A 26964-nucleotide genomic window follows, 5' to 3' on the forward strand; every position below is an offset into this window, starting at 1 on the left:
ATTAACTAAAAGGTTGAGGTTTTCCCAACCAATATCCCTGAATGTAATCTACGCCGTACTCTTTCAAAATATCGTAAACTGACTCGCGATCAACGAACTCTGCTACGGTCTGCTTGCCAAAGCCTTTCGCAATCTCGACGATCGCCTTGACGATCATTTGACTCCGTCTATTTTCCGGCAGATCTTGAATAAAGGAGCCGTCGATCTTGATGTAATCCACCGGCAGCTGATCCAGATAGTAAAAGCTGCTAAAACCGACGCCAAAATCATCGAGGGCAATCGCGCATCCCATATCTCGAATATCCTGCAAAATGCACCTTGCAGTAGCAAAATCCGTGACCGCCGTGGTTTCCGTCACTTCAATAATCAGCCGATGAGCGGCTATACCATTCGCTTCAAGGGCGTGCGTGAGAAAGCTCGTCAGAGTTTCATCATGCAATGACTGACCCGACACGTTAATCGCAAGACGGCGATCCGAATCCCCCCAAGTCTTCATCATTATCAGACTTTGCGAGATAACCCATCGATCAATACTGATAATCTGACCACTACGTTCTGCAATCGGTATGAACAATCCTGGTGAAACAACTTCTTTTGTATCAGGCAGGTGCATTCGCAGCAGTACCTCATGATGTTTCACCTCAAGGCCTTCGACGCTCGCGATTGGCTGCCCCCAAAGTTCAAAACCCTCATATTCCAATGCATAGCGGATACATTCTTCCCAGTGGACACGTTCCTGCAGCGCTTCTTTGTCCGTTTGAGACGATAGGAGATGCCAGCGTTGACCGGAATCCTCTTTAGCCCGATACATGGCAAAATCGGCGCTGGCCATGAGCTCCTTGGGCGTTGTCCCATGATCGGGGTACAATGCAATGCCTATACTCGCAATGGCCCTATGCTTTTGTCCATCCACATCCAGGCTGATTTTTTCCAAACTTTGCACAATGGCTTTAGCCAAGATTACGGCCTGATCGGCAGAAGCATTTTCCATTAGGATGCCAAATTCATCGCCGCCTAGCCGAGCAATGGTTCCAGAATGATGAAATTGGGTCTGAAAAAGTTCCGCAACCAGGACCAGCAGTTGATCGCCGGATTGGTGGCCACCCAGCTCATTAACCTCCTTGAAACGATCCAGATCCATGTAGAGCATGGCGCCACGAACATCATGAACGACGGCATGAGCCAATATCTCTTCAAAATGTCTTCGATTATAAAGCGCGGTGAGGGGATCCCGATTTGCCAGCCATGAGATCCTCTGCTCTGCTACTTTTCGGTCGGTAATATCCAAACCCACGGATATGGTCGCTGCCTTATCTTCAGCCCAAGTGCTCAATGGCGTGTGATGCCAGGCAATAGTTCGACGTTTGCCCCTCAAGGTAACCAAATCGCTTTCTTGCTGCCCATTGGAAAATTCTCTTGCAAAGGGCAGGAACGTTTCTGCGAAAGATGACTTCAAAAGAACCGATTCTGGTGCATCCAGCATGTCCATCGCGTAACGATTGGCCATCAATACTTCGTCATTACCACCATGGATAACGACGAGAACCTGTGCCGTATTCATGAGTCCACTAACAAGATCTCGCTCACGCTCGAGTTCCACTACCTGCTGCTGCAACATTTTTCCGCGCGCGCTCACCTCACCTTCCAAGCGTTCCAGCTGATAGGACAACTCCACCGCAGTATCCGCTAAAACGTCAATTTCATCCCCAGGCATCCCCTCGGAATATCGCGATACGTGCACCCTCAATTTTTCGAACTCGCCTCGTGCCAGCCCCGGCAAATTCTGACTCAACATTCTAATTCGATAAATAGGTTTACGTAAAATCAATAACAGAAGAACTTCCGAACACAACCATCCTAACAAGGCGACGTAAAAGACCATTCTAGTCATTTCTTGAATATCGCCCAACTGCTTGGTGACATCCTCGACTGATATAAAATAACCTGATCCATCGGCGCTATTTCCGTCATTGCTTTTGAGAGGAATGACGCTGGCCTCATACTGCCGCCCATCATGCTCAATACTCTCTGGAGCAACGCTTAACTCATCGAGCGACACCTTATGCGAAACATCCTTGATAACCGGTAAAACGATATTTTGGTGAGTCAACGCTAGTGAATAAGAGTTCCATTTATGTATGAGACGATCGGAATCTTCATGAATGCCCCCCTCTTTCTGACGAGTGAGTAGCGCAACATCATCTCCGGAGCTTCTCTGGAAATAGCTCATGACGTCTACCAGTGACCGGGAAACCATGAGTACGCCCGCGTTTTCTCCCCGAGCAAGAATAGGTACGGCTGCAAATTGCAGACAAGAATTTGAGCATAGCAATATATCGCGGGGCTGTTCAGATTTGACGACTCCCAGCAGCCAATCCATAGAGGGAGTGTGACTATTGCTCCTGGTCTTCTCGCCATAGGTCGCCAGAGGCCTTCCCTCCAAGCTGAAGACAACAAGCTTGGTGATACCCGAATCCAATTGCAGGGTCGGCCACTGGTTCATGAGGGAATCGGAAATTGCGTCTTGGTTCGACGACAACAGCGCATCATTAAGAGACTCAGAAGATGCGGCAACTGCCGCTAGCTGCTTTAGCTCGTTTGCAGAATTCTGCAATGCGATCTCAATCTGATGGCGCTGATCCGCTTGATTGGCCTGTTGATGGGCTTGAAACTGATCCATCAAACTCTTGTAACTAATCCACGCAATCAGGACACCCAGCCCTAGCAATATCAAGCTGGTTAATGCAAAGGCTCGCCATTTTAGACTGAGCCGATAGGGCCGAGGATTAGGATTTGACATTAGAAGCTAAAGGACGTCTGTAACAATAGCATGTTCCAATACTGCTCCGTCTTCTCGTCGTCATTATCCTGTCTCGGTAACCATGCGGTGCCATTGACGTGATGAAACTCTGCTTGAACATTCCAGTCTGGTGTGACTCGCCATTGCAAGCCTGACGTAATATCCTTGGCAAAGCGTGAATAGTCTGGGCCTCGACCGGAGGCCTCATACCGCTTACCATCCCGGTCATTTCTATTGCTGACCGCATAATCATACCTGAGCAGCCATTGCCAGTTATTGGAAAGACGATACAAGTACTGAAGATAGGCACTTTCCCCATCAGCTCTTCCGTTGTAAGAAGATATCTGAAAACCTTTCAGCTCTCTTTTTTGATATTCATATTCTGCCGTCAGACTCCACTTTTCCGCGTTATATTGGAACGACACCACAGTGGGTTGGAAAACAAATTCTCCAGAGGCTTGCCTATCCTGCCTGGACTGATAATCGGATCTTACCTGAGCCATGCTCAACGCCACATTAATTCGACCGCCATCGTGAGAATAAAGCACCTGTCCGATCGTTGATACCTTACCATTTAGCGAGGGATTGCTAGGTGACAAAGATATCTCTGCATCGCCATTAATCTGAGGAATGCCCACCCCACCCTGAATATATACCGTACCATTGGAAAGCCGCTCTTCGTCGTAGACACTAAGCCCATCCGAAGCAAGACCCAGCGATCGACTTCTATCAAAATAGATGGATTGAGGTAACAGAATACTTGGCCGTGTCGAGGGTGCGTCACGAGTTTGGTTATAAAATCCGAACGGATTTTTGAATCTTCCGAGCTGTACCCCTAGCGCTCGCTTTTCGTCACCAATCACCTGGTAATCTACGACGCCATAATCCAATTTAGGTTGCCAAGCATCCCCATAATTTCCAGCTTTCCGACTCAACACCTGCCCCGCCACTAGCACATTGCTCAATGGCCGAACAGAAGCGTTAAGCCCTAATTCGGTATATTCCAGGCTGCCGCCTTTCTCACTACTAGGACCGAAGAAGTCATTGTGGTCAGTCACGATGAGTGCCTGGCTCATGAAGCCATGAACCTGAAAGGTATCCGACATTTCCACGGCATGAGCGTTTGCCGCGAGCATCAGGGATATCGCCGCTTGAGCTGCGATCGATAACGGTTTCAGTTTATTCAATGTCGAGCACCCGCACTTGATCCGTCAGGCTTGTTTGTTTGATGTATCCAACGCTGCCAGGCGTCGAGGCAACGGCCTCGAGCATTTCGGTTTCGTCGTCGACCTCATTGGGCGCTTGCCCGGTGCCCGAGAACACGGCGCGGTCCCAGGCCAGTCGAAGCTGGTGAGGGTAGACCCCAAGTATTTTCTTGGAGAAAGCTTCGTGAATCGGATTGTCGTCGGGCAACACGAAAACGTGGACGGCCTGGCCGTCGGGAAGCGTTCTCTGTCGCATCGCGAATATGGCTCTAAGCGTTTCGAGCGGCAGGGAGGACTGTTGCACGGTCAGGTTGGCAATGATGGCAGGCGCGAGCTCATCGCCCCGACTGTCGAGTGAAACGAAGGAGAGTAGCGACAGACATCCGATCAACGCCCATCGCATGCGGCTCGCCCCCTGATCCTGTCTGCTTTTGCCATTGCTGTCGTCACAGACGAACCCCGACCCGAAGATGACTAGATCCTGGAAACAACCGACGGAATAACCTAGGCCCGTCAATGAGTGTGGCAGATTGAGGTGTCCGACAAGTCAGAATCTACATCGGGAATGGTTCGTATCTCTCGAGATAGGCGATCCAGCTCCATGTTCGGCATCATTGCTCTTCCCTCGTCCCCCTGCTTTATTCTCTGCATTATTCGCGCAAAAGCGGCCTTGACCGTCTCGCACCATCGGCGGCGTGTGAATCCACAGCATACCCATGTTGTTCCGGCGCGCCCAGCAGCCATATGGATCACGGGTGCCATTCGAAGACAGTCGGGAAAAAGCGAATGGCAGAACCGGCTTTAGCGCGTTCTTCTCAATCGGCTCATGTCCATCTGCTCGATCTCCGTAATACCGAGAAGTGCCATATCGCGGGTGACTTCATCTTGCATCAGACGGATCGCATGGCTGACGCCGGCTTCTCCGGCGTAGGCTGCCGCATAATTGAAAGGGCGCCCGAAGAAGACGAAGCGGGCACCCAGCGCGAGGGCTTTCAGCACGTCGGTTCCGCGCCGGAAGCCACTATCGATCATGACGGGGAAGTCTCCGACCGCATCGACCACTTCGGGAAGCATTCGTAGCGGCGCGATCGTGCCATCCAGCTGTCTGCCGCCGTGATTGGACACGATGATGGCATCGACACCTTGCGCCTTGGCCCGCCTGGCATCCTCAGGATGCAGGATGCCCTTGACGATCAGATTCCCCGGCCAGCGTTCTCGCACCAGCGCGAGATAGTCCCAGTCGAGATGCGTGCGTCCGGAGAAGTCGCGATTGACGTGACGGGAAATGACTGGAATGCCCCGGGTCGCGTGATTGTTCTCGAAATGAGGGATGCCGTGGTGGCGAAGCGTCTTGTAGAACGTCTCGTAGAGCCAACGCGGCTTGACCAGCCCATCCAGGGCCAGGCGAAGACTCGGACGAATTGGCGATGAAAAGCCGCTGCGTCGGTTGTTGTCGGGATTGGGGGGAACGGGATAGTCGACGGTAATGACCAGATGATAAAAGCCGGCTCGCTGGACGCGGGCGATCAACGCCTCGATGCCCGGCTTGTCTCCCGGCAGATAGGCCTGGAACCAGTCTGCGCCCTCGACCCTGGCTACCTCCTCCATCGGGATCAACGACGAGCCACTCATGATCATCGGCACATTGGCCTGAGCCGCCGCCCGAGCGAGCGCCAGATCCCCCCGATAGGCGGACAAGGCACTGATCCCCATGGGCGCGATCCCGAACGGGGCGGCATAGCGCTTACCCAGCAGTTCGGTCTCGAGCGAAACGCGGGAGACGTCGGTCAGCGCGCGGGGCAGGAAACAGTAGTCATCGAAGGCCGCGCGGTTGGCGGCCAGGCTCTTGCCATCTTCCGCCGCGTTGGCGACGTATCCATGGAGTGGCCGGGGAAGATGGCGCTGACCGGCGCGCTCGAGATCCAGGAAATTGCGAATGCGGGACAGGCGGCGTTGTTGACGCGTCACGAATGATCCTTATCACTGAAAAAGACGATCGACTCTACTTCACCAACAGTCACCCTGCGACGCCCGGCATCGTGAATCCGACCCGTGCCAGCGACATCAGCAACGTCTCGCGCTGGCGCTCGTCGAGCGAGACCAGCGGCGGCCGCAGGCGATCCCACTCGGTATCGCCGCTGAAATGCGCGGTGGCAGCCTTGAGCGCCGGGATCATCGGCACACTTTCGAAGATATCGCGAATCTCGTTCAGCGCCTGCTGGCGCGCATCGGCATCGTCGCCCTGCCAACTGCCGCCCAGCGCCGAGATCGCGCGGGGATTGACGTTGGCCGTGGCACTGATGCAACCGGCGCCGCCGGCTCGCAGCGTGGGCAGCAGAAAGCGCTCGCTACCCGCATAGACTCTAAATCCCAGCGTTCCGAAGGCATCGATGACAGCTTGAGTATTGGCCCAATCACCAGAGCTGTCCTTGATCCCAGCCACGACCTCGGGATAGCGCTTCAGCAACCGCTCGATAAGACCCAGCCCGATCGGCACCTGCGCCACCGGCGGGATATGGTAGAGATAAAGGCGCAGCCGCTCGTCGCCGACGCGTTCGATCACCTCGCAGTAGAACCGGAACAGCCCCTCTTCCGAGACGCCCTTGTAGTAGAACGGCGGCAGCATCAGCACGCCACCCACGCCCTGGCTCACGGCATGGCGGGTCAGGGCCACGCTGTCGGGTATCGAACAGCAGCCGGTCCCCGGCATCAGCCGGGCGGTGTCGATCCCCGCCGCGACCAGGTGATCGAGCAGATCGAGACGCTCCTGCAGCGACAGCGAATTGGCCTCGGAGTTGGTGCCGAAGATCGCCAGACCGATATCGTTGGCCATCAACCAGCGGCAATGGTCGACGAAGCGCTCGGCATCGGGAGAGAGATCATCGTTAAACGGCGTGATGACCGGCGAAAGTACGGCACCGCAGGGCGCATTCGACGACATGAGCACAAACCTCTGGCAGGCAGGTAATGAGGAAAAGGTAGTGGGAAAATGAAAAGCGTCGACCCTGGCGATCGCTCGACTCAGGACCAGGGGTCGGCGGCGTAGCGCGACAGCGCCGCCTCGTCGAAGTCGAAACCCAATCCCGGCGTCTGCGGAAGGTGCAGACGTCCGTCGCTGAAGGTCAACTGCGTATCGATCAGTCTACGGAAGTTAAGCACTTGATCGTCGGCAAAAAATTCGACGAAAGGCGCATTCGGTGTCGAGCCGACCAGATGTACGTGAAGATCATGGAACCAGTGCGGGCAGATCTCCACCCCGTAACTGGCCGCCGTGGCGGCGATGCGACGAAATTCCGTGATCCCGCCACAGACCGCCGCATCGGTCTGCAGGATCATCGCCGCCTCCTTGTCCAGCAGCTCCTTGAAGCGCCAGCGTCCGGCTTCGATCTCGCCCGTCGCCACCGGAATCGGCGTGCGCTCGGCCAGGCGACGATGGTTGTCGATGTCGTCCGGGCTGAACGGCTCTTCGATCCAGTAGGGAGAATAGGGCTCGGCCATCCGCGCGAAGGCCAGGGCCGAAGGCAGATCGTGCCAGGCGTTGTTGGCGTCCATCATCAGCAGCACATCGGGGCCGATGGCCTCGCGGACGGCCGCCAGACGCGCTTCCTCGCCAGCTAGGTCCTCGCGTCCCACCTTCATCTTGACCGCCTTGAAGCCCTTCTCGACGTAGCCGGTCATCTCTTCCGCCAGCCTGGCCGGCGTCTTGCCGTCGAGGTAATAGCCACCGCTGGCGTAGGCCGCCACGCTCTCTTCGTCGCTGGCGCCAAGAAATTTATAGAGTGGCAGATGGGCGGCGCGGGCATTGCGATCCCACAGCGCCACGTCGAGGATGCTCAGCGCCCGCATCACCGAACCGGTGCGGCCGTGCAGCAAACTCTCCTGATACATCTCCTGCCACAACCCCTCGACGCGGTGAGTGTCCTGCCCCATCAGCACGGGCTTTAGCAGATCGCGTACGGCCTGCGTCACCAGGTGGCCGGCATTGTTGCCGCCATAGCAGAAGCCGATACCACTGATGCCGTCGTCGCCGGTCACCTTGACCAGCGCGTAGTCACGCTTGAGGACCTGCCGGTTGGAAAAGCGGGTCGGGTTGTCCAGCGCGACATTGACCGTTCGCGCCTGTACATCGGTAATTCGGGTCATCGGTCATCTCTCCGGTTGGTTGGCATGCCGTGGCATCAATCAGGTTTCAGGCGACGCTTGAACGGCACGCGCAGCCAGCGGAAGAACGGTGTCGCCTGCAGGATCGACAGCAGCGCGAGGATCAGCAGCACGGTGGCGATCGGGCTCTCCAGAAACACGCCGAAGCTGTCGTTGCCGATCAGCATCGATTGCTGGAAGCTGGTCTCCATCACCGGACCCAGGATCAGACCGATCACCATCGGCGCAGGAGATACTCCGGCCTTGCTCATCCAGTAACCGAACAGACCGAAGCCGAGCATGAGTCCGACATCGAACAGGCTGTTGTTGATGGCGAAGGCGCCGATGATGCACAGCGTGAGAATCGCGCAGGCGATGAAGCCATCGGGGATCTTGGTCACCGACACGCTCATCTTGGTGAACGCCAACCCCACCACCAGCAGCGCGATGTTGGCGAGAATCACCGCCCAGATCAGGGTGTAGGTGACATCGCCGTAATCGGTCAGCAGATTGGGGCCCGGCAGAATACCCTGCACCATCAGCGCACCCAGCAGGATCGCGGTGGAAGAGCTGCCCGGGATCCCGAGGGCGATGGTGGGGATCAGTGCGCCACCGACCACGGCATTGTTGGCGGCCTCAGGCGCGGCGACCCCGGCGACCTCTCCCTTGCCGAAGCGGCTCTTGTCCTTGGCGAAGCGCTTGGCCTCGTTGTAGGCGAACCAGCTGGCAGTATCGCCGCCGGTGCCGGGGATCAGCCCAACGACAATACCGATGCCGCTGGAGCGCAGGATGTTGGGCATCAGTTGCTTGATGGTGCTCCACCGCGGCATCAAGCGGTCGGTGATACGGCTCGCCACCTTGCCACCCTGGTGAGAATTCTCGATCAGGGTCAGTGCCTGGGGCACCGAGAACAGTCCGATCAGCGCTACCGTGAAATCGATCCCGCCGAACAGATTGATCTGATCGAAGGTCATCCGTGGCGTGCCCGTCGTCAGATCCATCCCGACGGTACTGAGCAGCAGACCCAACCCGCCGGAGAGCAGCCCGCTGATGACCGAGCCCTGGGCCAGCGAGCCGATGATGGTGATGCCCAGTACGGCGATCGCGAACAGCTCGACCGGACCGAACTCGAGCACCAGCGTGCCGAGGAGCGGCGCCGCCGTCAGCAGCGCGATGCCGCTCATCAGCCCGCCGAAGAATGAGGCGAACAGCGACACTCCCAGCGCTTCGCCGGCACGCCCCTGCTGCGAGAGCGGAAAGCCATCGAGAACGGTTGCCGCCGCCGACGGCGTACCGGGCGTGCGCAACAGAATCGCAGCGATGGAACCGCCATAGGACGCCCCCACGTAGAGCGAAGCCAGCATGCTCAGCCCGGTCGCGGGGTCGAAGCTGAATGTCAGCGGCAGCAGCAAGGCCAACGCCATCGTTGCCGACAACCCCGGCATCGCCCCGACGAACAACCCCAGCAGCGTCCCGCCAAGGATGCAGGCTATGTTGTTGAAGCTGAGCACGTTGGTCAGCCCGATCATTACCAAAGAGGAATCCATGCGCGTCTACTCTCCTGCGCTCGATTTGAGCAACGTGGGCCGCCGGTTGTGACGAGTGCTTACAAGCTGTCCTTGATGAGCGCTTATAGAAAGCTCGGCAGCAGCGGAATCGGCAAGCCCAGGAACTGCACGAACACCAGGCAGATCATCGCGATCAGCACCGCTCCGGCGATCAACGCGAAGGTCCACTTCACCGTGCGCAGAATCGCCAGCGCCAGGGCCATGAACAGCGCCGTGGCCAGCACGTAGCCGAGTGTCGTCATCACCGCGACGTAACCCACCGCCAGCAGGAAAATGGCGGCGACCGCCGCCCAGCGCCGAGGTTCCGGCGTTGCCTCGCTCGAACCCTCCGCAACGGTGTTTACGCCCGTAGCTCCAGCACGGGTCACTCCAGCACCTGCGCCAGTCACTCCCGTACCTGAACCAGCTCCGGCACCGGAGCCGCGAGTGGCCGTCGCACGGCGCCGGAGGCGAAGTTCGCTGGCCACCATCGCCAGCGACAGCAGCGCCACGGCCACGGCGTAGATCACCGGCATCTGGGCCGCGGCGCGCGGGTACTGGCTGGCGTCGAAGAAGAAGACGCCGGCCACGACGATGCCGAACACACCCAGCAGCAAACGACTGACATTCATGGCGCCCTTCTCCTCGCTAGTGCGTCAGCCATTCAGCGACCGACCTCGTCCTTGACCGACTCCCAGATCCCGCGATAGTCGCTTTCCATCTGCTCGATCATCGCGCGGTAGTCATCGCCGGTGACGACATCGAGGTTCATGGCGCGTTTTTCCGCCTGGGCCTGGAAGTCGGGATCCTTGGCCAGAGTCTGGAATGCCTCGATCAGCTGCTGACGAGCCTCATCCGGAATGCCCGCCGGTGCGCTGTAACCGCGCGAGGAGCCCGCCACGATATCGACGCCTTTCTCTTTCATGGTGGGCACGTCAGGCAGGCTGGTCAGCCGCTTTTCGGCGAACACCGCCAGCGCTCTGAGGTTGCCGGACTCGACCTGGCCATAGACGTTGCCCACGTTGTTGAAACTGGCATCGATCTTGCCACCCATGGCGGCCGTCGCGGAGGGGCCGTCGCCCTGGAACGGTACCTTCTTGAACGACAGGCCCTTGGCCTGCTCGAGCAGGATGGTGGTGAAGAAATCGTCCCCGCCGACGCCGGAATTGCCGATGGTCACCGTTCCCGGGCTCTGCTCGGCGGCTTCGAAAAGATCCTCGATGGTCTGATAGGGACTGTCAGGGCTGACGACGACGATGCCCGGATCGGTCACCACGTTGGCGATCGGGGTCAACTCGTCGGTGCTGTAGGTAATGGCATCGTTCATGATGTAGTTGGTCATCAGCATCGGCGTATTGGTAATGCTGATGGTGCCGCCATCCTTGGGCGACTGCTTGGCCAGACGCGTCCAGGCAATGGCACCGGTGGCGCCGGGCATGTATTCGTTGACGAAATCGACGCCGAGGATCTCGCTCAGGCGCGGCTGGACCAGCTGTGCCAGGGCGTCACTGCCGCCTCCCGGTTTGAATCCCTGCAGTACGGTGACTTCATCGCCTCCCACGTAATCGGCGGCTTGCGCCAGGGGAGACAGACTGATGGCCATGGCGGTGATCGTCAGCCAGTGGCGAAGGGCTTTGGCGTGCATGATCGATTCCTCTCTGACGGAGTCTGGTTATCGTTATCGTGCTTATTCGTTGTCGTACCTGTCCTTGTCGTACCTGTCCTTGTCATGCCTGTTCTTGCCGCGACTGAAAGAACGTATTAATTTATCGATCATATTGTCAATAATATTGACGCCAATAGAGACTAAAGCACTAACGTCCTACAAAACGGCGCTAAAAGCTGAAAAACTGGCATCATCCGAGAGGTTGACGCAGCAGAATCGATTCTGCACGTTTCGATCATGATTCTTGGTGGGAGTCGTGCCGAAGCGCCACTTGCCCCACTCCGATCGGCTGCAGACAATGGCCGACAGATCGACGGGAACTTCATCATGACGGGAAACGCTCATGCCAAAGCGAGACATCGCTAAATCGACCATCCCCGCTAGCGGTCAGCGGCTCGCCGACGAGCGTGCAGAGGCGACTGCCGAAGCGGTCAGCGTCGCCGATATCGTCTCGGCCATCGAAGAGGACATCGTGCTGAATCGGGTGCACCCGAAAGAGAGACTGGTCGAAGAGGACCTGATGCAGCGCTTCGCCGGCAAGCGCCACGTGGTGCGCCAGGCGCTATTTCAGCTCGACAACGCCGGTCTGGTGGAACGGATCAAGAATCGTGGCGCCTTCGTCAAATCCTACACACCCGAAGAGGTGGAAGGGATCTATGTCATGCGTGAGCTGCTGGAAGAGGCCGCCGCGGATCGCATCCCGATGCCGGCCCCGCCCGCGTTGATCGATGCGCTGACCGCCATCCAGGACCGGCACAGCGCAGCGGTGGAGAGTGGCGACCTGCGCGCGGTGTTCCATCACAACATCGCCTTCCATCGCACGCTGTTCGCGGCCTGCGGCAACGACTATCTCGCGGACACGATCAACGAGTTCGCGCAGAAGGCCCACGCCATTCGTTTCATCGGCACCACCGATCGCCAGGCGATCCTGCTGGCGCGCGATGAGCACCTCGCCATGATCGACGCGCTCAAGCAGCAGGATCGTGCCGAGCTACACCGCCTCTGCTACCAGCATCTCCAGCCCTCGAAAGAGCGTTATCTGCATCTCTACCGGCTCCGGGAAGGCGGCTGATACGAGTGATCGGCCTCGAGGCCCGCCATCACTTCGGCACCCGACGCTGGATGTTCGGCGGCCGCAGAAAGGTGAAATCGCAACCCTGATCCGCCTGGGTGATCTGCTCGAGAAACAGCTTGCGATACCCTCGCTCGGCGGTCAGGGCAATCGGCCGCCAGCCTTCCCGGCGCCGCGCGAGTTCTGCGTCATCGACCAGCAGCTCAAGGCGGCGTTCGCTCACGCTCAGGCGAATCCGGTCGCCGTTCTCGACCAGCGCCAGCGGCCCGCCCAGGGCGGCTTCGGGCGTCACGTGCAGCACGATGGAACCCGCCGCCGTGCCGCTCATGCGGCCGTCGGAGATTCGCAACATGTCGCGCACGCCCTGCCGGGCCAGCTTGCGCGGGATCGGCAGATAACCCGCTTCGGGCATTCCCGGTGCACCGACGGGTCCGATCCGCTTGAGCACCAGAACATCCTCCGCTGTGACGTCCAGCGCCGGATCGTCGATGCGCGCGGCCATGTCCTCGGCATTTTCGAACACCACCGCACGACCTTCGTGCTCCATCAACCGGGCATCGGCGGCCGACTGCTTGATGATCGCGCCATCGGGCGCCAGGTTGCCGCGTAGGAAGGCGATCCCGCCGGCCGGATAGAGCGGCGCGTCGAAGCGATGCACCACCTGCTGCTCGAAAGCCGGCACGGCATCGATCTCTTCGCCCAGCGTGCGTCCGGTCACGGTCATGGCATCCAGGTGCAGCAGCGGTTTCAGTTCGCGCAGCACGGTCGGCAGCCCGCCGGCACGATGCAGATCCTCCATGTAGTGCTGACCCGACGGCTTGAGATCGACCAGCACTGGCGTCTCGCGGCTCATCCGATCGAAAGCCGCCAGGTCGATATCGATGCCCATGCGTCCGGCGATGGCCGTCAGGTGAATGATCCCGTTGGTGGAACCACCGATCGCCAGCAGCACCCGCAGCGCATTCTCGAACGCCTTCTCGGTCAGGATCCTGTCCGGCGTCACGCGCGTCCTGGCGTTGATCACGGCTTGTCTTCCGGTCGCCTCGGCGACGCGCAGGCGATCCGCGGTCACCGCTGGCGGCGAGGCGCTGCCCGGCAACGCGATGCCCAGCGCTTCGCTGATACACGCCATGGTGCTGGCCGTGCCCATGACCGAGCAGGTACCGACACTGCCGACCAGTTTGGCGTTGACCTCTTCGATCTCCTGATCGTCGATCTCCTGGCCGCGATACATGCCCCAGTAGCGACGACAGTCGGTACACGCGCCGACACGGACGCCGCGATGGCCGCTGGTCAGCATCGCGCCGGTCACCAGCTCGAGCATGGGCACATTGGCGGAAGCGGCGCCCATCAACTGGGCGGGCACCGTCTTGTCGCATCCGCCGATGAGCACCACCGAATCCATCGGCTGGGCACGGATCATCTCCTCGGTATCCATCGACATCAGGTTACGCAGGTACATGCTCGTGGGCGTGGAGAAACTCTCGGCGATCGAGATGGTGGGGAATTCGATCGGCAACCCGCCCTCCAGCATCACCCCGCGCTTGACCGCCTCGATCAGTTGCGGCGCATTGCCGTGACAGGGGTTGTAGCCGCTGCCGGTATTGACGATACCGACAATGGTGCGATTGAGCGCATCGTCGCTGTAACCCGCCCCCTTGATGAAGGCCTTGCGTAGAAACAGCGAAAACCCGGCGTCGCCGTAGTTCACCAGGCCCTGATTGAGCCCGGTCTGCCGCTCGTCGGCCGGGATGTCTTTCTGCCCGTCGTGCCGCTCGTTACTGGCGTCGTCTGCCATGGCATCCTCGTCGTCATAATTATTGATAATATTATTGACACAAGTAACCACAGTTGAGACGTCATGGACATCCGACTTAAGCCGTAACTGCCCTCGCACGAGGATAATCGTGAAGGATTTAGCAGCCGCCGCTCATCTCACCTAACCTTGTCTGTGGCAGCGGCCCTGACCCGTTGCCGACACCCGCCAGGACCGCGACACAAGGATGAAGAAGATGACGCTTTTTGAAGACCTGCGTGAAAGTCACGACAAGCAGCGCCGTTTGCTGGACCTGCTGGTCAAGACCCATGGCGACAGCGAAGGTCGCGACGAGCTGTTCAAGCGTCTGCGCGCCGAGCTGGAGAACCATGCCGTCGCGGAAGAGCGCGCGCTCTATATTCCGATGATGGAGCACGACATGACGCAGGAGAAGGCGCGTCACAGCGTTGCCGAGCATCACGAGATCGACGAGCTGATCGAGACGCTGGAAGAGACCGAGTACGACTCTCCCGGCTGGCTGGCCAGCGCCAAAAAGCTTCAGGATCTGGTGACGCATCATCTCGATGAAGAGGAACAGGAAGTGTTCCAGTTGGCGGGGCGCGCCCTGAGCGACTCGGAAAAGGCCACCCTGGCCAAGACCTACCGCCACGAGATGGAAGCTCGGGAAGCCAGCTGATGAAACGGCCGCCTCTCTCGGGGCGGCTACCCTCGTTCACGACGAAAGGATGCGACGATGTCCCATGACAAGGTCATCTTGATCACAGGCGCCTCGAGCGGGATCGGTGCCGCCACCGCAAAGCTGGCAGTCGAATCGGGATATCGCGTTGCCCTGGCCGCTCGCAACACGGACAAGCTCGACGCCCTGGTGGCTTCCCTCGGCGAAGACCATGCGCTGGCGCTCAGTTGCGACGTGACCTCCGCCGAGGATCAGCACCGGGTCGTGGCACAGACGCTTTCCCGTTTCGGCCGTCTCGACGGGCTTTTTGCCAATGCCGGCATGGGCGGAACGCCTGGTGGTTTCAGCGGCGCCGATGCCGAGGTGTGGAAGTCGATGATCCTGACCAACGTCTACGGCGTCGGGCTGTCGATTCAGGCAGCGCTGCCGGCCCTGCGCACGAGCCACGGACATGTGCTGCTGACGGGCTCGGCCGCCGGGCGCACCACCATCGCCGGCTCGATGTATAGCGCGACCAAGTGGGCAGTCACCGGTATCGGCCACAATCTGAGAGAGGAGCTGCGTGGCTCGGGAATTCGCGTCACGCTGATCGAGCCCGGCATGGTAGACACGCCGTTTTTCGATTCGCCGCCCGAACAGGCCCTCGAAGAGCAGGATATCGCCAATGCCGTGATCTACGCCTTGAACCAGCCGGAACGCGTCGATGTCAACGAGATACTGATCCGTCCGACGCCACCGCGTGACGAGACGTGAGGCATGTGAGGCGGCCGCGCCGACAGCGAATGCAACTTTTTCTCATCGAAAAACTCTCAGCAACAGCCGCAAAAGGAAGGATCCCCATGCTGTTGCCAACGAGACTCCCACATTACCCTCGCCTGACCTGGCTCGCCCCCTTCACGTTGCTGGCCGGCTGCACGGGCGTTCCCGAGGGAACGCAGCCGGTCAATGACTTCCGGATCGAGCATTACCTGGGCCAGTGGTACGAGATCGCCCGACTCGACCACGGTTTCGAGGAGGGTCTCGAATGCGTCACGGCGGAGTACAGCCGCCGCGACGATGGCGACATTCGCGTGATCAATCGCGGCTACGATCCGGCCGAGCAGCGCTGGGAGAGCGCCGAGGGTCGCGCCAGCTTCGTCGGCGACCCCAGTGTCGGTCATCTCAAGGTCAGCTTCTTCGGCCCCTTCTACGCCGGCTACAGCGTGCTGGCGCTGGATGACAGTTATCAACATGCGCTCGTCGCCGGTCCGGATCGAGACTACCTGTGGATACTTTCACGTGACCCCACGCTGGACCCGCCCACCTACGCCGGGCTGATCTCCAAGGCACGGGCACTCGAGTTCCCGGTCGACGAACTGGTCCAGGTCTCGCAGGATCCGGAAATCTGCCAGCGAACCGGCGCCATCGGAGGAGCGTCTGGCTGACCCGGAAGCTCATGCTTTGGTCGAGAATCAGCGCTCATCCTCTCGCCCCTCCCAACGGGCGTTCTATAGTGGGAGCACCTTTTGACTGGAAGCCTGCCATGACCCTCGATCGTCGACAGCTACTGCGAAATTCTGCCTTGATCGGCGCCTCCGTCGCCTTCTCGCCCAGCCTGCTGGCCCAGACGGCAACCGAGCCCCCCGCTCGCTATCCGGACGAGGCGTGGCAGGTGCTGGATGATCGCTTCAAACCCTATTATGTCTTCAATACACCGCTCGAGCGCCACTGGTCGGCGGGGCTGTGGCTGGAGGGACCTGCCTGGAACGCCGTCGGGCGCTACGCCGTGTTCAGCGATATTCCCCGCGCCCGGCAGATGCGCTGGGACGAGATGACCGGTCGGGTCAGCGTGCTGCGCGAAGGCGTCGGTCACTCCAACGGCAACGCCTTCGACCATCATGGCCGTCTGGTCGCCTGCGAGCATTCACCGGCGCGCGTCGTACGCTACGAGTGGGATGGCACCACCACCGTTCTCGCCAGTCGCTTTCAGGGCAAACCATTGAATGCCCCCAACGACCTGGTGATCCTGCCCAACGACGGCGTGATCTTCACCGATCCCGGCTACGGCGCCCATGTCGATTATGAAGGCGAGAAGCGCCCGCTGGAGGTCAAGCCGGCGATCTACTACGTCGACGACACGCTGGAAGCGCCGAAGCTGCTGTCCGACGAGCTGGGCAAGCCCAACGGCATTGCACTGTCCGGCGACAAGCGCCGCCTCTACGTCAGCGATACCGCGCCTTCCCATTTTCCGGATCGGCCGGCGACGGTGTCACGCTGGGCGCTCTCCCAGGACGGCCAGTCGCTCAGCAATCGCGAAACCGTGGTGTCGAGCCAGGACAGCGAAACCTACGACGGCATCACGCTGGATCAGGACGACAACCTGTGGGCGGCAGTCTCCGGGGGCGAGGGCCATGACGGCGTCTCGATCTTTGCCCCCAATGGCGACCGCATCGGTCGCATCCTGCTGCCGGAGGTGTGCGCCAATCTGTGTTTCGTCGGCGAGCACCGCAACCGGCTGCTGATGACCGCAAGCCGTTCGATCTACACGCTCTATACCGGAACCCGCGGGGTCTGACGAAAGCCGGAGGGGTGATCGAATAGCGGCACGACAGCGCCGCGAACGAACCGGGAAGACCCGCGACGAGCGGGTTTTCCCGATCAGACTCCACGCCACGACTTTCTCGACGGAAGACAAGACCCAAGGCTTTCCGGTCGAAGATGTCCACCACTGCGCTTTCATGACGCCGGTTTCAAGATCAGGCCGCATTCTTTCAGCGTATCGACGAGGCGCCTTGCCGGAGACGACGAACGGGGTAAGCTGGCTGCTTACCGACAGCAGCCAACACTGGCGAGAGCCCAGCCTATGTCCACGCCGATCTTGCTTCCCTTCCCGTCCCCCCGCATCATCCCGATGCCGCCGCGGCGAGCAGCTCATGCTGGATAAGTGGCTCTCGGCAACGCTTGACGAGGCATTGGCCTCGGAAGGCTTCGACTCTTTCTCACCGGGTGCCGCCGGCCAGGGCCGCCTACCCGGTGGACGCTACCGCATTCTCGGCGAGGGCATCCTCGAACTGACGCCGGACGTCGTTTCCGCGGACGCGCGTAGCGTGGTGATCTCCGCCGGCATCCACGGCAACGAGACCGCGCCCATCGAGCTCGTCGGAGAATGGCTGGCCGCCCTCGAATCGGGTCGTCTCGCACTCGCCGCACCGCTGCTGGTGATCCTCGGCAATCTCCCCTCGATACGCGCGCAGACCCGTTTCGTCACCACCAATCTCAACCGCCTGTTCCGGCGTGGGCTCGACCAGCACGGAGCGGAACCCGAGCGCGCGCGTGAGCTGATGCGGGCAGTGGACGATTTCTTTGCGAGATATCCCGAGCGCCGGCTGCATCTCGACATGCACACCGCCATTCGCGACAGCCGATACCCGCGCTTCGCCGTGGTGCCCTATTCAGAAAAACGGCCAGAGTCGGAAAAACGGCCAGAGACGGAAAAGCAGCCAGAGACGCAGCCCAGGTTCCACTGGCGAGCGCTCGCGGCCGCTGGCATGCAGGCCGTGCTGCTTCAACACCAGCACAGTTGGACCTTTTCCCACTATTCGCGCCATTACCACGCGGCCGAGGCCTATACTCTGGAGCTCGGCAAGGTACGCCCGTTTGGCGACAACGATCTCGACGCCTTGAACGGCATGCGCGCATGGCTTGGCGCGCTGGCGGAAGGACGCCCATTCTCCACCGCAACCCTCGATGAGCTTCGCTTCTTTCAGGTGGCGCATGAGCTGATGCGGACGAGCGACACCTTTCGCCTTACCTTTGCCGAGAACGTCGCCAATTTCAGCGAATTTCCGGTCGGCGAGACGTTGGCCGAAGATGACGAGAGCGGGCCTTTCGTCTTGGAAGAGGGACCGCTCTCGGTGGTCTTCCCCAATGCCCACGTCGAGCTGAACGCGCGTGCGGCATTGCTGGTCCGCCCCTGTGAACCACCCGATTCGCCATGACGGCTTCGCGCCGATCGATAGCGACAATCGATAGCGACAATCATCAACGACGATAACCCATCAACGACGATAACCCATCAACCACGATAACCGATCAACAACGACAATAGCGCCGAGGAGTTTTCCAACATGAACAATCAGTTACGGTCCGATTACCGACCTGTCGCCCCGCCGCGCCGCCGCCTGGATCAGCCCTTGTCTGGAACCTAACGGCGAAACTGCTAGAATCGCCGGATTTTTCGCCGGGGAGTCGGCGTCGCCAACGCCATCCCAGGATGGCACGACCGACAGCAAGACGGGCCATCTGACGCCGTGCCGCTTCCCGCCAGCCAACCCACTCGGTGGACAACATCATGGCCGCGACCCCCATCCCCCTGGAAGCCCAGGGCATCAAGAAGCGCTTCGGCGACCACGAGGTGCTCAAGGGGATCTCTCTCCAGGCGCACAAGGGCGACGTCATCACCTTGATCGGCGCTTCCGGCTCCGGGAAAAGTACCTTTCTGCGCTGCATGAACCTGCTGGAACAGCCCGACGAGGGCGAGCTGATCGTTCACAACGAAGCGATCAATTTTCGCGCCACCAAACACGGCCGCGAGCCCACCGACTGGAAACAGGTCGAGCGGATTCGCGCCAAGCTCTCGATGGTGTTCCAGAACTTCAATCTGTGGTCGCACATGACGCTGCTGGAGAACGTCATCGAGGCGCCGGTCTACGTGCTCGGCAAGCCCAGGAAACAGGCGATCGAGGAAGCCCGGGCGCTGCTCGATCGCGTCGGCCTGCTGGATCGCGCCGACTACTTCCCGACCCAGATGTCCGGCGGTCAGCAGCAGCGCGGCGCGATCGCCCGGGCCCTGGCGATGGATCCGGAAGTCATGCTGTTCGATGAGCCGACCTCGGCGCTGGATCCGGAGCTGGTCGGTGACGTGCTTCAGGTCATGCGCGGCCTTGCCGACGAAGGGCGGACCATGATCCTGGTCACCCACGAGATCGCCTTCGCCCGGGATGTCTCCAGCCAGGTGATCTATCTGCATCAGGGTGTGGTCGAAGAGACCGGCACGCCGGCCGACGTCCTCGACAATCCGCGCTCCGAGCGCCTGCGCCAATTCCTGGCGCCCAAGCATTGAGGCGGACTCCATCATGATCGACCTGCAAGGCTACGGTCCGCGGCTGCTCGACGGCGCTCTGGTCACCATCGAACTGGCGGTGCTCTCGCTGATACTGGCCGTCATCCTGGGATTGCTGACCGCCAGCGCCAAGCTATCGCGAAATCGACTGATCCATGGCATCGGCACGCTCTACACCACGCTGGTACGTGGCGTGCCGGATCTGGTGCTGATGATGCTGCTGTTCTATGGCGGCCAGATCGGCATCAACATGCTCACCGATCAGCTCTACTACGCGTTCGATATCGATATCTTCATCAATATCAATGCCTTCGTGGCAGGCGTCATCACCATCGGCCTGATCTTCGGGGCCTACATGGGTGAAACCTTCCGCGGTGCCTTCCAGGCGGTGGAAGAGGGTCAGATGGAAGCCGCGCGCGCCTACGGCATGAGCCCCCTGCTCGCGTTCAGACGCGTTCGTTTCCCGCTGATGATGCGCCACGCCCTGCCGGGAATCGGCAACAACTGGATGGTCCTGCTCAAGACCACCGCGCTGGTGTCGATCATCGGCCTGACCGACATGGTCCGCGTCGCCGCCGAGGCGACCAAGGCAACGCATGAACCGTTCATGTTCATGATCCCGGTGGCGATGATCTATCTACTGATCGCCACGCTGTCCGAATGGGGCTTTGCCAAGCTGACCAAGCGTTACAACACCGGTTTTGGGGAGTCCAGCGAATGGAACAATTGAACGGCTGGTTCACCGATCTGCTCTCCGGCAACGTGATATTCACCGCCAACACGCTGAGTTTCTACTGGAGCGGTCTCGTCACCACGGTACAGCTGGTGTTCCTGTCGCTGCTGATCGGGGTGATCCTGGCGGTACCGCTCGCCATCGGCCGCGGCTCGAAGCGGCGCTGGATCAAGCTGCCGATCTACGCCTACACCTATGTGTTCCGCGGTACGCCGCTGCTGATCCAGCTCTATCTGGTCTACTACGGCGTGGTGTTCTTCGACGGTATCCAGGACAGCATCTTCTGGGTGGTATTCAAGCAGGCGTTCTTCCCGGCGCTGATCGCATTCACCCTCAATACCGCGGCCTACACCACCGAGATCTTCCACGGCGCGATCAAGAATACCGCCAAGGGCGAGATCGAGGCGGCACGGGCCTACGGCATGTCGCGCAAGTTGATGATGCGCCGCATCATCCTGCCCAGCGCCTTCCGTCGTGCCCTGCCAGCCTACGGCAATGAAGTGATTTTCATGCTGCATGCCAGCGCGGTGGCGAGCGTGGTCACGATCATGGATCTGACCGGGGCGGCCTACTATGTCTACGCCCGTTTCTACGCGCCGTTCGATGCCTTCATCTTCGTCGCGCTGATCTATCTCTGCCTGACTTTCAGTATCATGTTCACGTTCCGGACCCTGGAGAAGAGACTGCTGGCGCACCTGCGCCCGCGCGGGGCCTGATCGCGAGACAGGTCCATCGTTCGACGTTTCGTCATCCATGACAAATCACCACACACAAAAGAGAGTCATCATGAACAAGTGGATCACCAGCGCGCTGATCGCCGGCGCCCTCTTCTCCGGTCAGGTCTTCACTCAGGCCATGGCTCAGGACGATAACAAGGACGCCATTCGTCTGGGTATCGATGTGCCCTACGAACCCTTCGTGGTGCGCAACGCAGACGGCGATCTCGAGGGCTTCGAGATCGATCTCGGCAACGAGCTCTGCGCCCGCGCCAACCTCGAATGCAGTTGGGTCGAGCAGAGCTGGGACGGCATCATTCCCGGTCTGCTGGCGCGCAAGTACGACGCGATCCTGTCGTCGATGGCGATTACGCCGGAGCGTGAGCGCCAGGTAATGTTCTCGCTGCCCTACTACAACACGCCGAGCGTCTGGATCGCCGCCCGCGATCGCGATATCGACATCGACGACAAGGACTCCCTGAAAGGGCTTTCCGTCGGCGTGCAGCGCGGCACCATTCGCGATGTCTATGTCACCCAGGAATATGGCGACGTGCTCGACATCCACCGTTACGGCTCTTCACAGGACGTGGTCAACGACCTCAAGTCCGGCCGACTCGACCTGACCTTCGAAGACTTCCCGATCGCCGTTGATGCCATCGATTTCCGTCAGGACGACAGCCCTTACAAGCAGCTCGGCGACAGCATCAAGACGCCGACGTCGATCTTCGGCAAAGGCGCCGCCATGGCGTTCCGCCAGCGTGACAAGGCGCTGGCCGCCAAATTCGACCAGGCGATCTGCGCCGTCTACGCCGATGGCACCTTCGACATGCTGATGGATCAGTACTTCGACTACGATCTGTCGGTACGTCCTGGCGAGCAGGACTGCGCCAAGTAAAACCGCCGCCACCGCCCGGCCGCTGAACTGACGGCCAGCAGGCCGGGCTTTTTCGATCCTTGAGCCGAGGAAGCGTCGTGGAACATCAGAAGCACCCCTTGATCAGCCCGGTGCCGGGCACCGAGCGCCATATCGACAGCTTTCACTTCGGCCCGGCGGATGCCGAACGACATCTCTACGTGCAGGGCGCGCTGCACGCCGACGAGCTGCCGGGCATGCTGGTTGCCTGGACCTTGAAGCAGCGTCTGGCCGAGCTCGAAGCGCTGGGGCAACTGGCCTGCCGGGTGACGCTCGTTCCGGTCGCCAACCCGATCGGCCTGGATCAGCAGCTGATGGATACGCCGCTGGGCCGCTACGATTTCGAGAGCCTGACCAATTTCAATCGCCGTTACGCCAGCGTCGCCGACGAGATTGCCGATGGGCTGGACGCCGCGCTGAACGACGACATCGCCCACAATCGTAATGTGATTCGTGATCGCTTCGAGGCCGCACTGCTCGCGGCTCTCGAGAAATCCGGGCCGACCACCGCGCTGGAGTCGATGCGCCTGACCCTGCAGCGCCTGGCCTGCCGCGCCGATTTCGTGCTCGATCTCCACTGTGATTTCGATGCCGTGGAACATCTTTACACCACGCCGGCGGCGTGGCCCGTGTTCGAGCCGCTGGCGCGCTACTTCGGCTCCAAGGCCAGCATGCTGGCCACCGACTCCGGCGGGCAGTCGTTCGACGAGTGCTTCACGCTGGTGTGGGAACAGCTGCAGCAGACCTTCGGCGCACGCTTTCCAGTCGACTACGGCTGCCAGTCGGTGACGCTGGAATTGCGCGGTCAACGCGACGTCGACCATGACCTCGCCGGCCGCGATGCCCAGGCCATCATCGATTGGCTAAGACATCTCGGCCTCGTCGCGGGCGAGGCGCCGCCTCTGCCCGAACTGGCCTACCCGGCCACCGAACTGGCGGCAATGGACTTCCTGCATGCACCGATCGGCGGGCTGCTGGTGTTCCATGCCGCGCCCGGCATCGAGGTGGAAGCCGGTCAGCTGATCGCCGAGATCATCGATCCACTCAGTGATCGGGTCGAGCCAGTCCATGCGCCGCAGGCGGGCATGTTCTACGCCCGCAGCGAGCGCCGGATGGCAACGGCGGGGATGATCGTCGCCGATATCGCCGGCCATCAGAGTCACCGCAGCGGCTATCTGCTGGCGCCGTGAGTCAGGCGTTGATTGACGTGATATTCAATCGTGTAAGCTTTCGTTATGCTGCGGTTGTCGTCATTGGATGTCTCGAAGCGTTCGTGACTCGAGAAGGTCGCCATCGAATCGGGCCAAGTCGCAACACACAAGAACACACGTATCACTAAAGAGAAGCGATCCATGAAAAAACTGCTGACTACCAGCCTGCTCGGCGCCGCGCTGATCGCGGGTGCCGCCCAGGCCCAGGATACCGAACAGCTGCGTATCGGCGTCGATGTCCCCTACGAGCCGATGGAATACCGCACTCCGGACGGCGAACTGACGGGCTTCGATATCGAACTCGGCAACGCCATGTGCGCGCAGATCAAGGCCGACTGCGAATGGGTCGTGCAAGCCTGGGACGGCATCATTCCCGGCCTGCTGGCACGCAAGTACGACGCCATCATGTCGTCGATGACGATCAACGACGAGCGTCGCCAGACCGTGCTGTTCTCCGACCCGTACATCCAGCCGCCCTCCGCGTGGTTCGCTGCCGCCGACAGCGGTATCAAAACGGTCTATCCCGAGTCGCTGAAGGGCAAGACCATCGGCGTCCAGCGCGGCACGCTGCAGGATAACTACGTGACCGACATGTATGGCGACGATGCCAACATCAGCCGCTACACCACCGCCGATGACCTGGTACTGGACATGGACGCCGGTCGCGTCGACGTCGCCTTCCTCGACTTCCCGGTGGGCAAGTCCACGCTGCTGGACAGCGAAGAAGGCAACTACGTCACCGTCGGCGACATGATCAGCGAGCCGGAGAAGTATTTCGGCGAAGGTTTCGGCATGGCCTTCCGTCCGCGTGACAAGGAGCTCGCCGAGCGCTTCGACGACGCCCTGGCCACGCTGAAGGACAACGGTACCTACGACAAGATCTACGACAAGTACTTCAAGGTCCAGCAGTAACCGAGGCTTCCAGGGCGCGTCGCTCGCTTCCAGCCGCGCGCCCTGGCAAACATTCTGCGCTTCAAAACGCACGGCCCCGGTCTCATGATCGGGGCCGTGCGCCTGTGGAGCATCGGTGTTCGACGATAGCCCGCGCGATCAACGCTTGGGCGTTGCCGGTACCGTCCCGCCACTCTTCTCGCCAATCTTCTCGCCGCGCTCCATGGCGAACTCCTCTTCCGGCGACAGAATCAGCCGGTGGCGACCCACGATGGCGAAGTAGGCAATCGCCACGGCAAACCAGACGATGACGCCGAGAATGCCGACACGGTAGGTCGGATCGCTCAACTGAAAGAACAGCGTCACCAGCGCGATGACGATTGTGACCCAGGCGCCCGGTTCGCCGAACGGACTACGATAGGGTCGCGCGATATCGGCTCGGTTTCTGCGCAGCAGGATGAACGAAGCGGCCTGAGCGATGTAGGAGCACATGGCGCCGAACACCGCCATGTTGAGCAGCGTCCCGCCGATCACCGCCGAACCCTGATCGATTCCCAGACCGACGAACAGCACCAGCATGATGACCAGCCCGAGACAGGCACCGGCGATCATCGCCACGTGCGGCGTCTTGCGGGTGCCGTGGGTGACCGACAGCCAGGTCGGAAAGTAGCCGGCGCGCGACAGCGAGTAGATCTGGCGGCCCTGGGCGAAGATGATGGTATGAAAGCTCGAGATCAGCCCGATGATCGCCACCAGCGCCAGCACCTTGGCCAGACCGCTGCCGTAGATCGCCGTGAATCCGTCCAGCAAGGGTTCGCCGCTTTGGCCCAGCGCATAGGCGCCGACACCGACCAGAGACGGGTTCAGGAACAGCACCATCGAGGCCGAGACGATCAGGGTGATCATGCCCAGAATGATGCCCTTGGGCATGTCGCGCTTGGGATCGACGGCTTCCTCGGCGGCCAGCGGCAGTTGCTCGATGGCCAGGAACAGCCATACCGCGAACGGCATCGCTGCCAGCGCGCCACCGATACCCATGGGCAGGAACGGCCCGCCACCGCCCTCCAGCAGCTCCCCGTCACTGCCGATGTTCAGCGCCCAGACCGAGAAATCGATATTGGGAATGGCCGATATCCAGAACACCACCAGCACCGCCAGGGCCAGCAGCGTCACCGTCAACGTCACCTTGAAGGAGAGCTCCACGCCGACGATGTTGAGACCCACGAACAGGATATAGCCGATGACCCACCATAGCGGCTGTATTGCCGCCGGCGTCTCGAAGATGCTGCCCAGATAGGAGCCAATGAAGAAGACGATGACTGCCGGCGTCAGAATGTACTCGACGTTCTCGCACAGCCCGGTAATGAAGCCACCCCAGGGCCCCATCGACGACCGGGCGAAAGAGTACGCCGCTCCGGTATGTGGCAGCGCCGGCGACATCTCGGCGATACAGAATGTCAGCCCCAGATACATGATCGCAATCAATACGGTCGCGATCGCCATGCCACCCCAGCCGCCGAGCGACAGTCCCAGATTCCAACCCGAGTAGTGGCCGGAAATGACCGCGCCCACGCCCAGCGCCCATAGCGACCAGGGGCCAGCGTAGCGGCTCAACCCGCGCTGTTCGAAGTAGCTGGCATCCTGCTGCCGATATTGAATGTTGGAAGATTGTCGTTGCATACCTGCTCCCGCCGTTGTCGTTGTTGTGTTTGCTGGATCGTCAGATTGCGAAGCCAACCGATGGGCGGCGCACCGTAACCCCGCGCCACGAGCGAAACCGCGTTGACGACTCAGGAATACTGCAGACCCGAGTCGTCCGCAAACCCCGTGACGCGATTGGAACAGTGGCCCCGGAACAGGGCGTAGGAAGAACCGTCTCATCAATCGGGAAATCGCAATCGCAATCCCTGCCGATGACTACGTTAGACAGCAATTGTTTACCGTTCTGATGTGGAGAGCCGAACTGGCGATCCGTATTCTGCTAGGCAACGCTCGACCCGACAGCGTCGAAAAGCGTCCTCGAAGGCGCCGTATAAGAAGACGATCTGCCCACCGACAGAGGCTATCGCGTTCAGCAGCAGGGGGACTTCATGGATCAATGGCTCAATCTAACGCCGGAAGAGATAGCAACGTGGCTGGGCTTATGTTCCATCGCGTTGATCTATCGTCATTTTTCCAACTCTGCCCCGCACGCGACGCCGATGGCGTCCGCGAGCGACAAAGGGGCGGAAGCCGCCGTCCAGGTCGCCGCTCACCCGGTCAACGGCAAACTGCAGGTCTACCACCTCTCGCGCTGGTTCGAAGCCGTGTTGATCGATCCCGCCAACCCGCCTCTGCGCGACGGCGAGACGGTCTATCTGATTCGCTGGGAAAATCGCCAGGCATGGGTCAGCCGAGTTCGCAGCCACACCCCGACGCCCTCTCCATCGAGACGCGCCCAAAAGCGCTGGCAGTGGAGTTTCGACTAAGCTCTGTCAGAAAAATCGGCGAGCGATGGCCAGACAAGGCAAAAATTG

Annotated in this window: 24 protein-coding genes; 13 read left to right on the forward strand and 11 right to left on the reverse strand. The window is 60.3% G+C overall.

The window, feature by feature from the left end:
- Position 1: 1 nt before the first annotated feature.
- From DOM36_RS00650 to DOM36_RS00690, 9 genes are all read right to left on the reverse strand, one after another.
- Positions 2-2680, reverse strand: a complete 2679-nt coding sequence (locus DOM36_RS00650) for an EAL domain-containing protein (RefSeq protein WP_198651151.1) — start codon at positions 2678-2680, stop codon at positions 2-4.
- A 119-nt stretch (positions 2681-2799) separates the two neighbouring features.
- A complete protein-coding gene (locus tag DOM36_RS00655; RefSeq protein ID WP_232823683.1) occupies positions 2800-3987 on the reverse strand; it encodes an OprO/OprP family phosphate-selective porin in 1188 nt (395 codons plus the stop codon).
- Positions 3980-4522: a hypothetical protein gene (locus tag DOM36_RS00660; RefSeq protein ID WP_232823684.1), complete on the reverse strand. Its 543-nt coding sequence runs from the start codon at positions 4520-4522 to the stop codon at positions 3980-3982. The genes DOM36_RS00655 and DOM36_RS00660 overlap by 8 nt, the downstream gene beginning before the upstream one ends.
- Positions 4523-4806: 284 nt before the next feature.
- Complete coding sequence (locus DOM36_RS00665) at positions 4807-5973, reverse strand: alpha-hydroxy acid oxidase (RefSeq protein ID WP_110640590.1); 1167 nt, start codon at positions 5971-5973, stop codon at positions 4807-4809.
- Positions 5974-6022: 49 nt separating this feature from the next.
- Positions 6023-6946 (reverse strand): dihydrodipicolinate synthase family protein, encoded by a 924-nt coding sequence (locus tag DOM36_RS00670; RefSeq protein WP_110640593.1) that lies wholly within the window; start codon positions 6944-6946, stop codon positions 6023-6025.
- A gap of 80 nt (positions 6947-7026) precedes the next feature.
- Positions 7027-8148 carry a mandelate racemase/muconate lactonizing enzyme family protein gene (locus tag DOM36_RS00675; RefSeq protein ID WP_110640595.1) on the reverse strand — a complete coding sequence of 374 codons (1122 nt, stop codon included), beginning with the start codon at positions 8146-8148 and terminating at the stop codon, positions 7027-7029.
- Between the two features lie 35 nt (positions 8149-8183).
- Positions 8184-9692, reverse strand: a complete 1509-nt coding sequence (locus DOM36_RS00680) for a tripartite tricarboxylate transporter permease (protein WP_075568342.1) — start codon at positions 9690-9692, stop codon at positions 8184-8186.
- A gap of 83 nt (positions 9693-9775) precedes the next feature.
- Entirely contained in the window at positions 9776-10324 is a 549-nt protein-coding gene (locus tag DOM36_RS00685; protein WP_110640597.1) for a tripartite tricarboxylate transporter TctB family protein, read from the reverse strand.
- Between the two features lie 32 nt (positions 10325-10356).
- Positions 10357-11337, reverse strand: coding sequence for a tripartite tricarboxylate transporter substrate binding protein (locus DOM36_RS00690; protein ID WP_083941382.1), 981 nt, complete (start codon positions 11335-11337; stop codon positions 10357-10359).
- Between the two features lie 364 nt (positions 11338-11701).
- Here DOM36_RS00690 and DOM36_RS00700 point away from each other — a divergent pair, with 364 nt between their 5' ends.
- A complete protein-coding gene (locus DOM36_RS00700) occupies positions 11702-12430 on the forward strand; it encodes a GntR family transcriptional regulator (RefSeq protein WP_110640601.1) in 729 nt (242 codons plus the stop codon).
- 28 nt (positions 12431-12458) lie between these two features.
- Here the strand turns inward: DOM36_RS00700 and DOM36_RS00705 are convergent, their stop codons facing one another.
- Positions 12459-14228 carry an IlvD/Edd family dehydratase gene (locus DOM36_RS00705; RefSeq protein WP_110640603.1) on the reverse strand — a complete coding sequence of 590 codons (1770 nt, stop codon included), beginning with the start codon at positions 14226-14228 and terminating at the stop codon, positions 12459-12461.
- Positions 14229-14442: 214 nt separating this feature from the next.
- Here DOM36_RS00705 and DOM36_RS00710 point away from each other — a divergent pair, with 214 nt between their 5' ends.
- The 11 genes from DOM36_RS00710 (at position 14443) to DOM36_RS00760 (ending at position 24469) form a co-directional block, all read left to right on the forward strand.
- On the forward strand, positions 14443-14883 hold the full coding sequence (locus DOM36_RS00710; RefSeq protein WP_075568345.1) for a hemerythrin domain-containing protein: 441 nt from the start codon (positions 14443-14445) through the stop codon (positions 14881-14883).
- Between the two features lie 57 nt (positions 14884-14940).
- On the forward strand, positions 14941-15636 hold the full coding sequence (locus tag DOM36_RS00715) for an SDR family oxidoreductase (protein ID WP_110640605.1): 696 nt from the start codon (positions 14941-14943) through the stop codon (positions 15634-15636).
- A gap of 86 nt (positions 15637-15722) precedes the next feature.
- Complete coding sequence (locus DOM36_RS00720) at positions 15723-16307, forward strand: lipocalin family protein (RefSeq protein WP_075568347.1); 585 nt, start codon at positions 15723-15725, stop codon at positions 16305-16307.
- A gap of 98 nt (positions 16308-16405) precedes the next feature.
- Complete coding sequence (locus DOM36_RS00725) at positions 16406-17437, forward strand: SMP-30/gluconolactonase/LRE family protein (RefSeq protein ID WP_075568348.1); 1032 nt, start codon at positions 16406-16408, stop codon at positions 17435-17437.
- Positions 17438-17795: 358 nt separating this feature from the next.
- Positions 17796-18860, forward strand: a complete 1065-nt coding sequence (locus tag DOM36_RS00730) for a succinylglutamate desuccinylase (protein ID WP_110640607.1) — start codon at positions 17796-17798, stop codon at positions 18858-18860.
- 353 nt (positions 18861-19213) lie between these two features.
- Positions 19214-19984, forward strand: coding sequence for an ATP-binding cassette domain-containing protein (locus DOM36_RS00735; protein WP_075568350.1), 771 nt, complete (start codon positions 19214-19216; stop codon positions 19982-19984).
- Between the two features lie 13 nt (positions 19985-19997).
- A complete protein-coding gene (locus DOM36_RS00740) occupies positions 19998-20714 on the forward strand; it encodes an ABC transporter permease (RefSeq protein WP_075568351.1) in 717 nt (238 codons plus the stop codon).
- Positions 20702-21433, forward strand: a complete 732-nt coding sequence (locus DOM36_RS00745) for an ABC transporter permease (protein WP_075568352.1) — start codon at positions 20702-20704, stop codon at positions 21431-21433. The genes DOM36_RS00740 and DOM36_RS00745 overlap by 13 nt, the downstream gene beginning before the upstream one ends.
- A gap of 70 nt (positions 21434-21503) precedes the next feature.
- Complete coding sequence (locus DOM36_RS00750) at positions 21504-22328, forward strand: transporter substrate-binding domain-containing protein (RefSeq protein WP_110640609.1); 825 nt, start codon at positions 21504-21506, stop codon at positions 22326-22328.
- Between the two features lie 77 nt (positions 22329-22405).
- Positions 22406-23536, forward strand: a complete 1131-nt coding sequence (locus DOM36_RS00755) for a succinylglutamate desuccinylase/aspartoacylase family protein (RefSeq protein ID WP_110640611.1) — start codon at positions 22406-22408, stop codon at positions 23534-23536.
- A gap of 162 nt (positions 23537-23698) precedes the next feature.
- Positions 23699-24469 (forward strand): ABC transporter substrate-binding protein, encoded by a 771-nt coding sequence (locus DOM36_RS00760; RefSeq protein WP_110640613.1) that lies wholly within the window; start codon positions 23699-23701, stop codon positions 24467-24469.
- A gap of 138 nt (positions 24470-24607) precedes the next feature.
- Here DOM36_RS00760 and DOM36_RS00765 read toward each other — a convergent pair whose 3' ends face one another.
- Positions 24608-26128, reverse strand: a complete 1521-nt coding sequence (locus DOM36_RS00765) for an amino acid permease (RefSeq protein WP_110640615.1) — start codon at positions 26126-26128, stop codon at positions 24608-24610.
- Positions 26129-26538: 410 nt separating this feature from the next.
- On the opposite strand from DOM36_RS00765, the gene DOM36_RS00770 reads away from it, so the two are divergent.
- A complete protein-coding gene (locus DOM36_RS00770) occupies positions 26539-26916 on the forward strand; it encodes a hypothetical protein (protein WP_110640617.1) in 378 nt (125 codons plus the stop codon).
- Positions 26917-26964 lie beyond the last annotated feature (48 nt).

It is taken from the genome of Salinicola sp. CPA57 (genome assembly GCF_003206035.1).
Lineage (GTDB): Bacteria > Pseudomonadota > Gammaproteobacteria > Pseudomonadales > Halomonadaceae > Salinicola > Salinicola socius.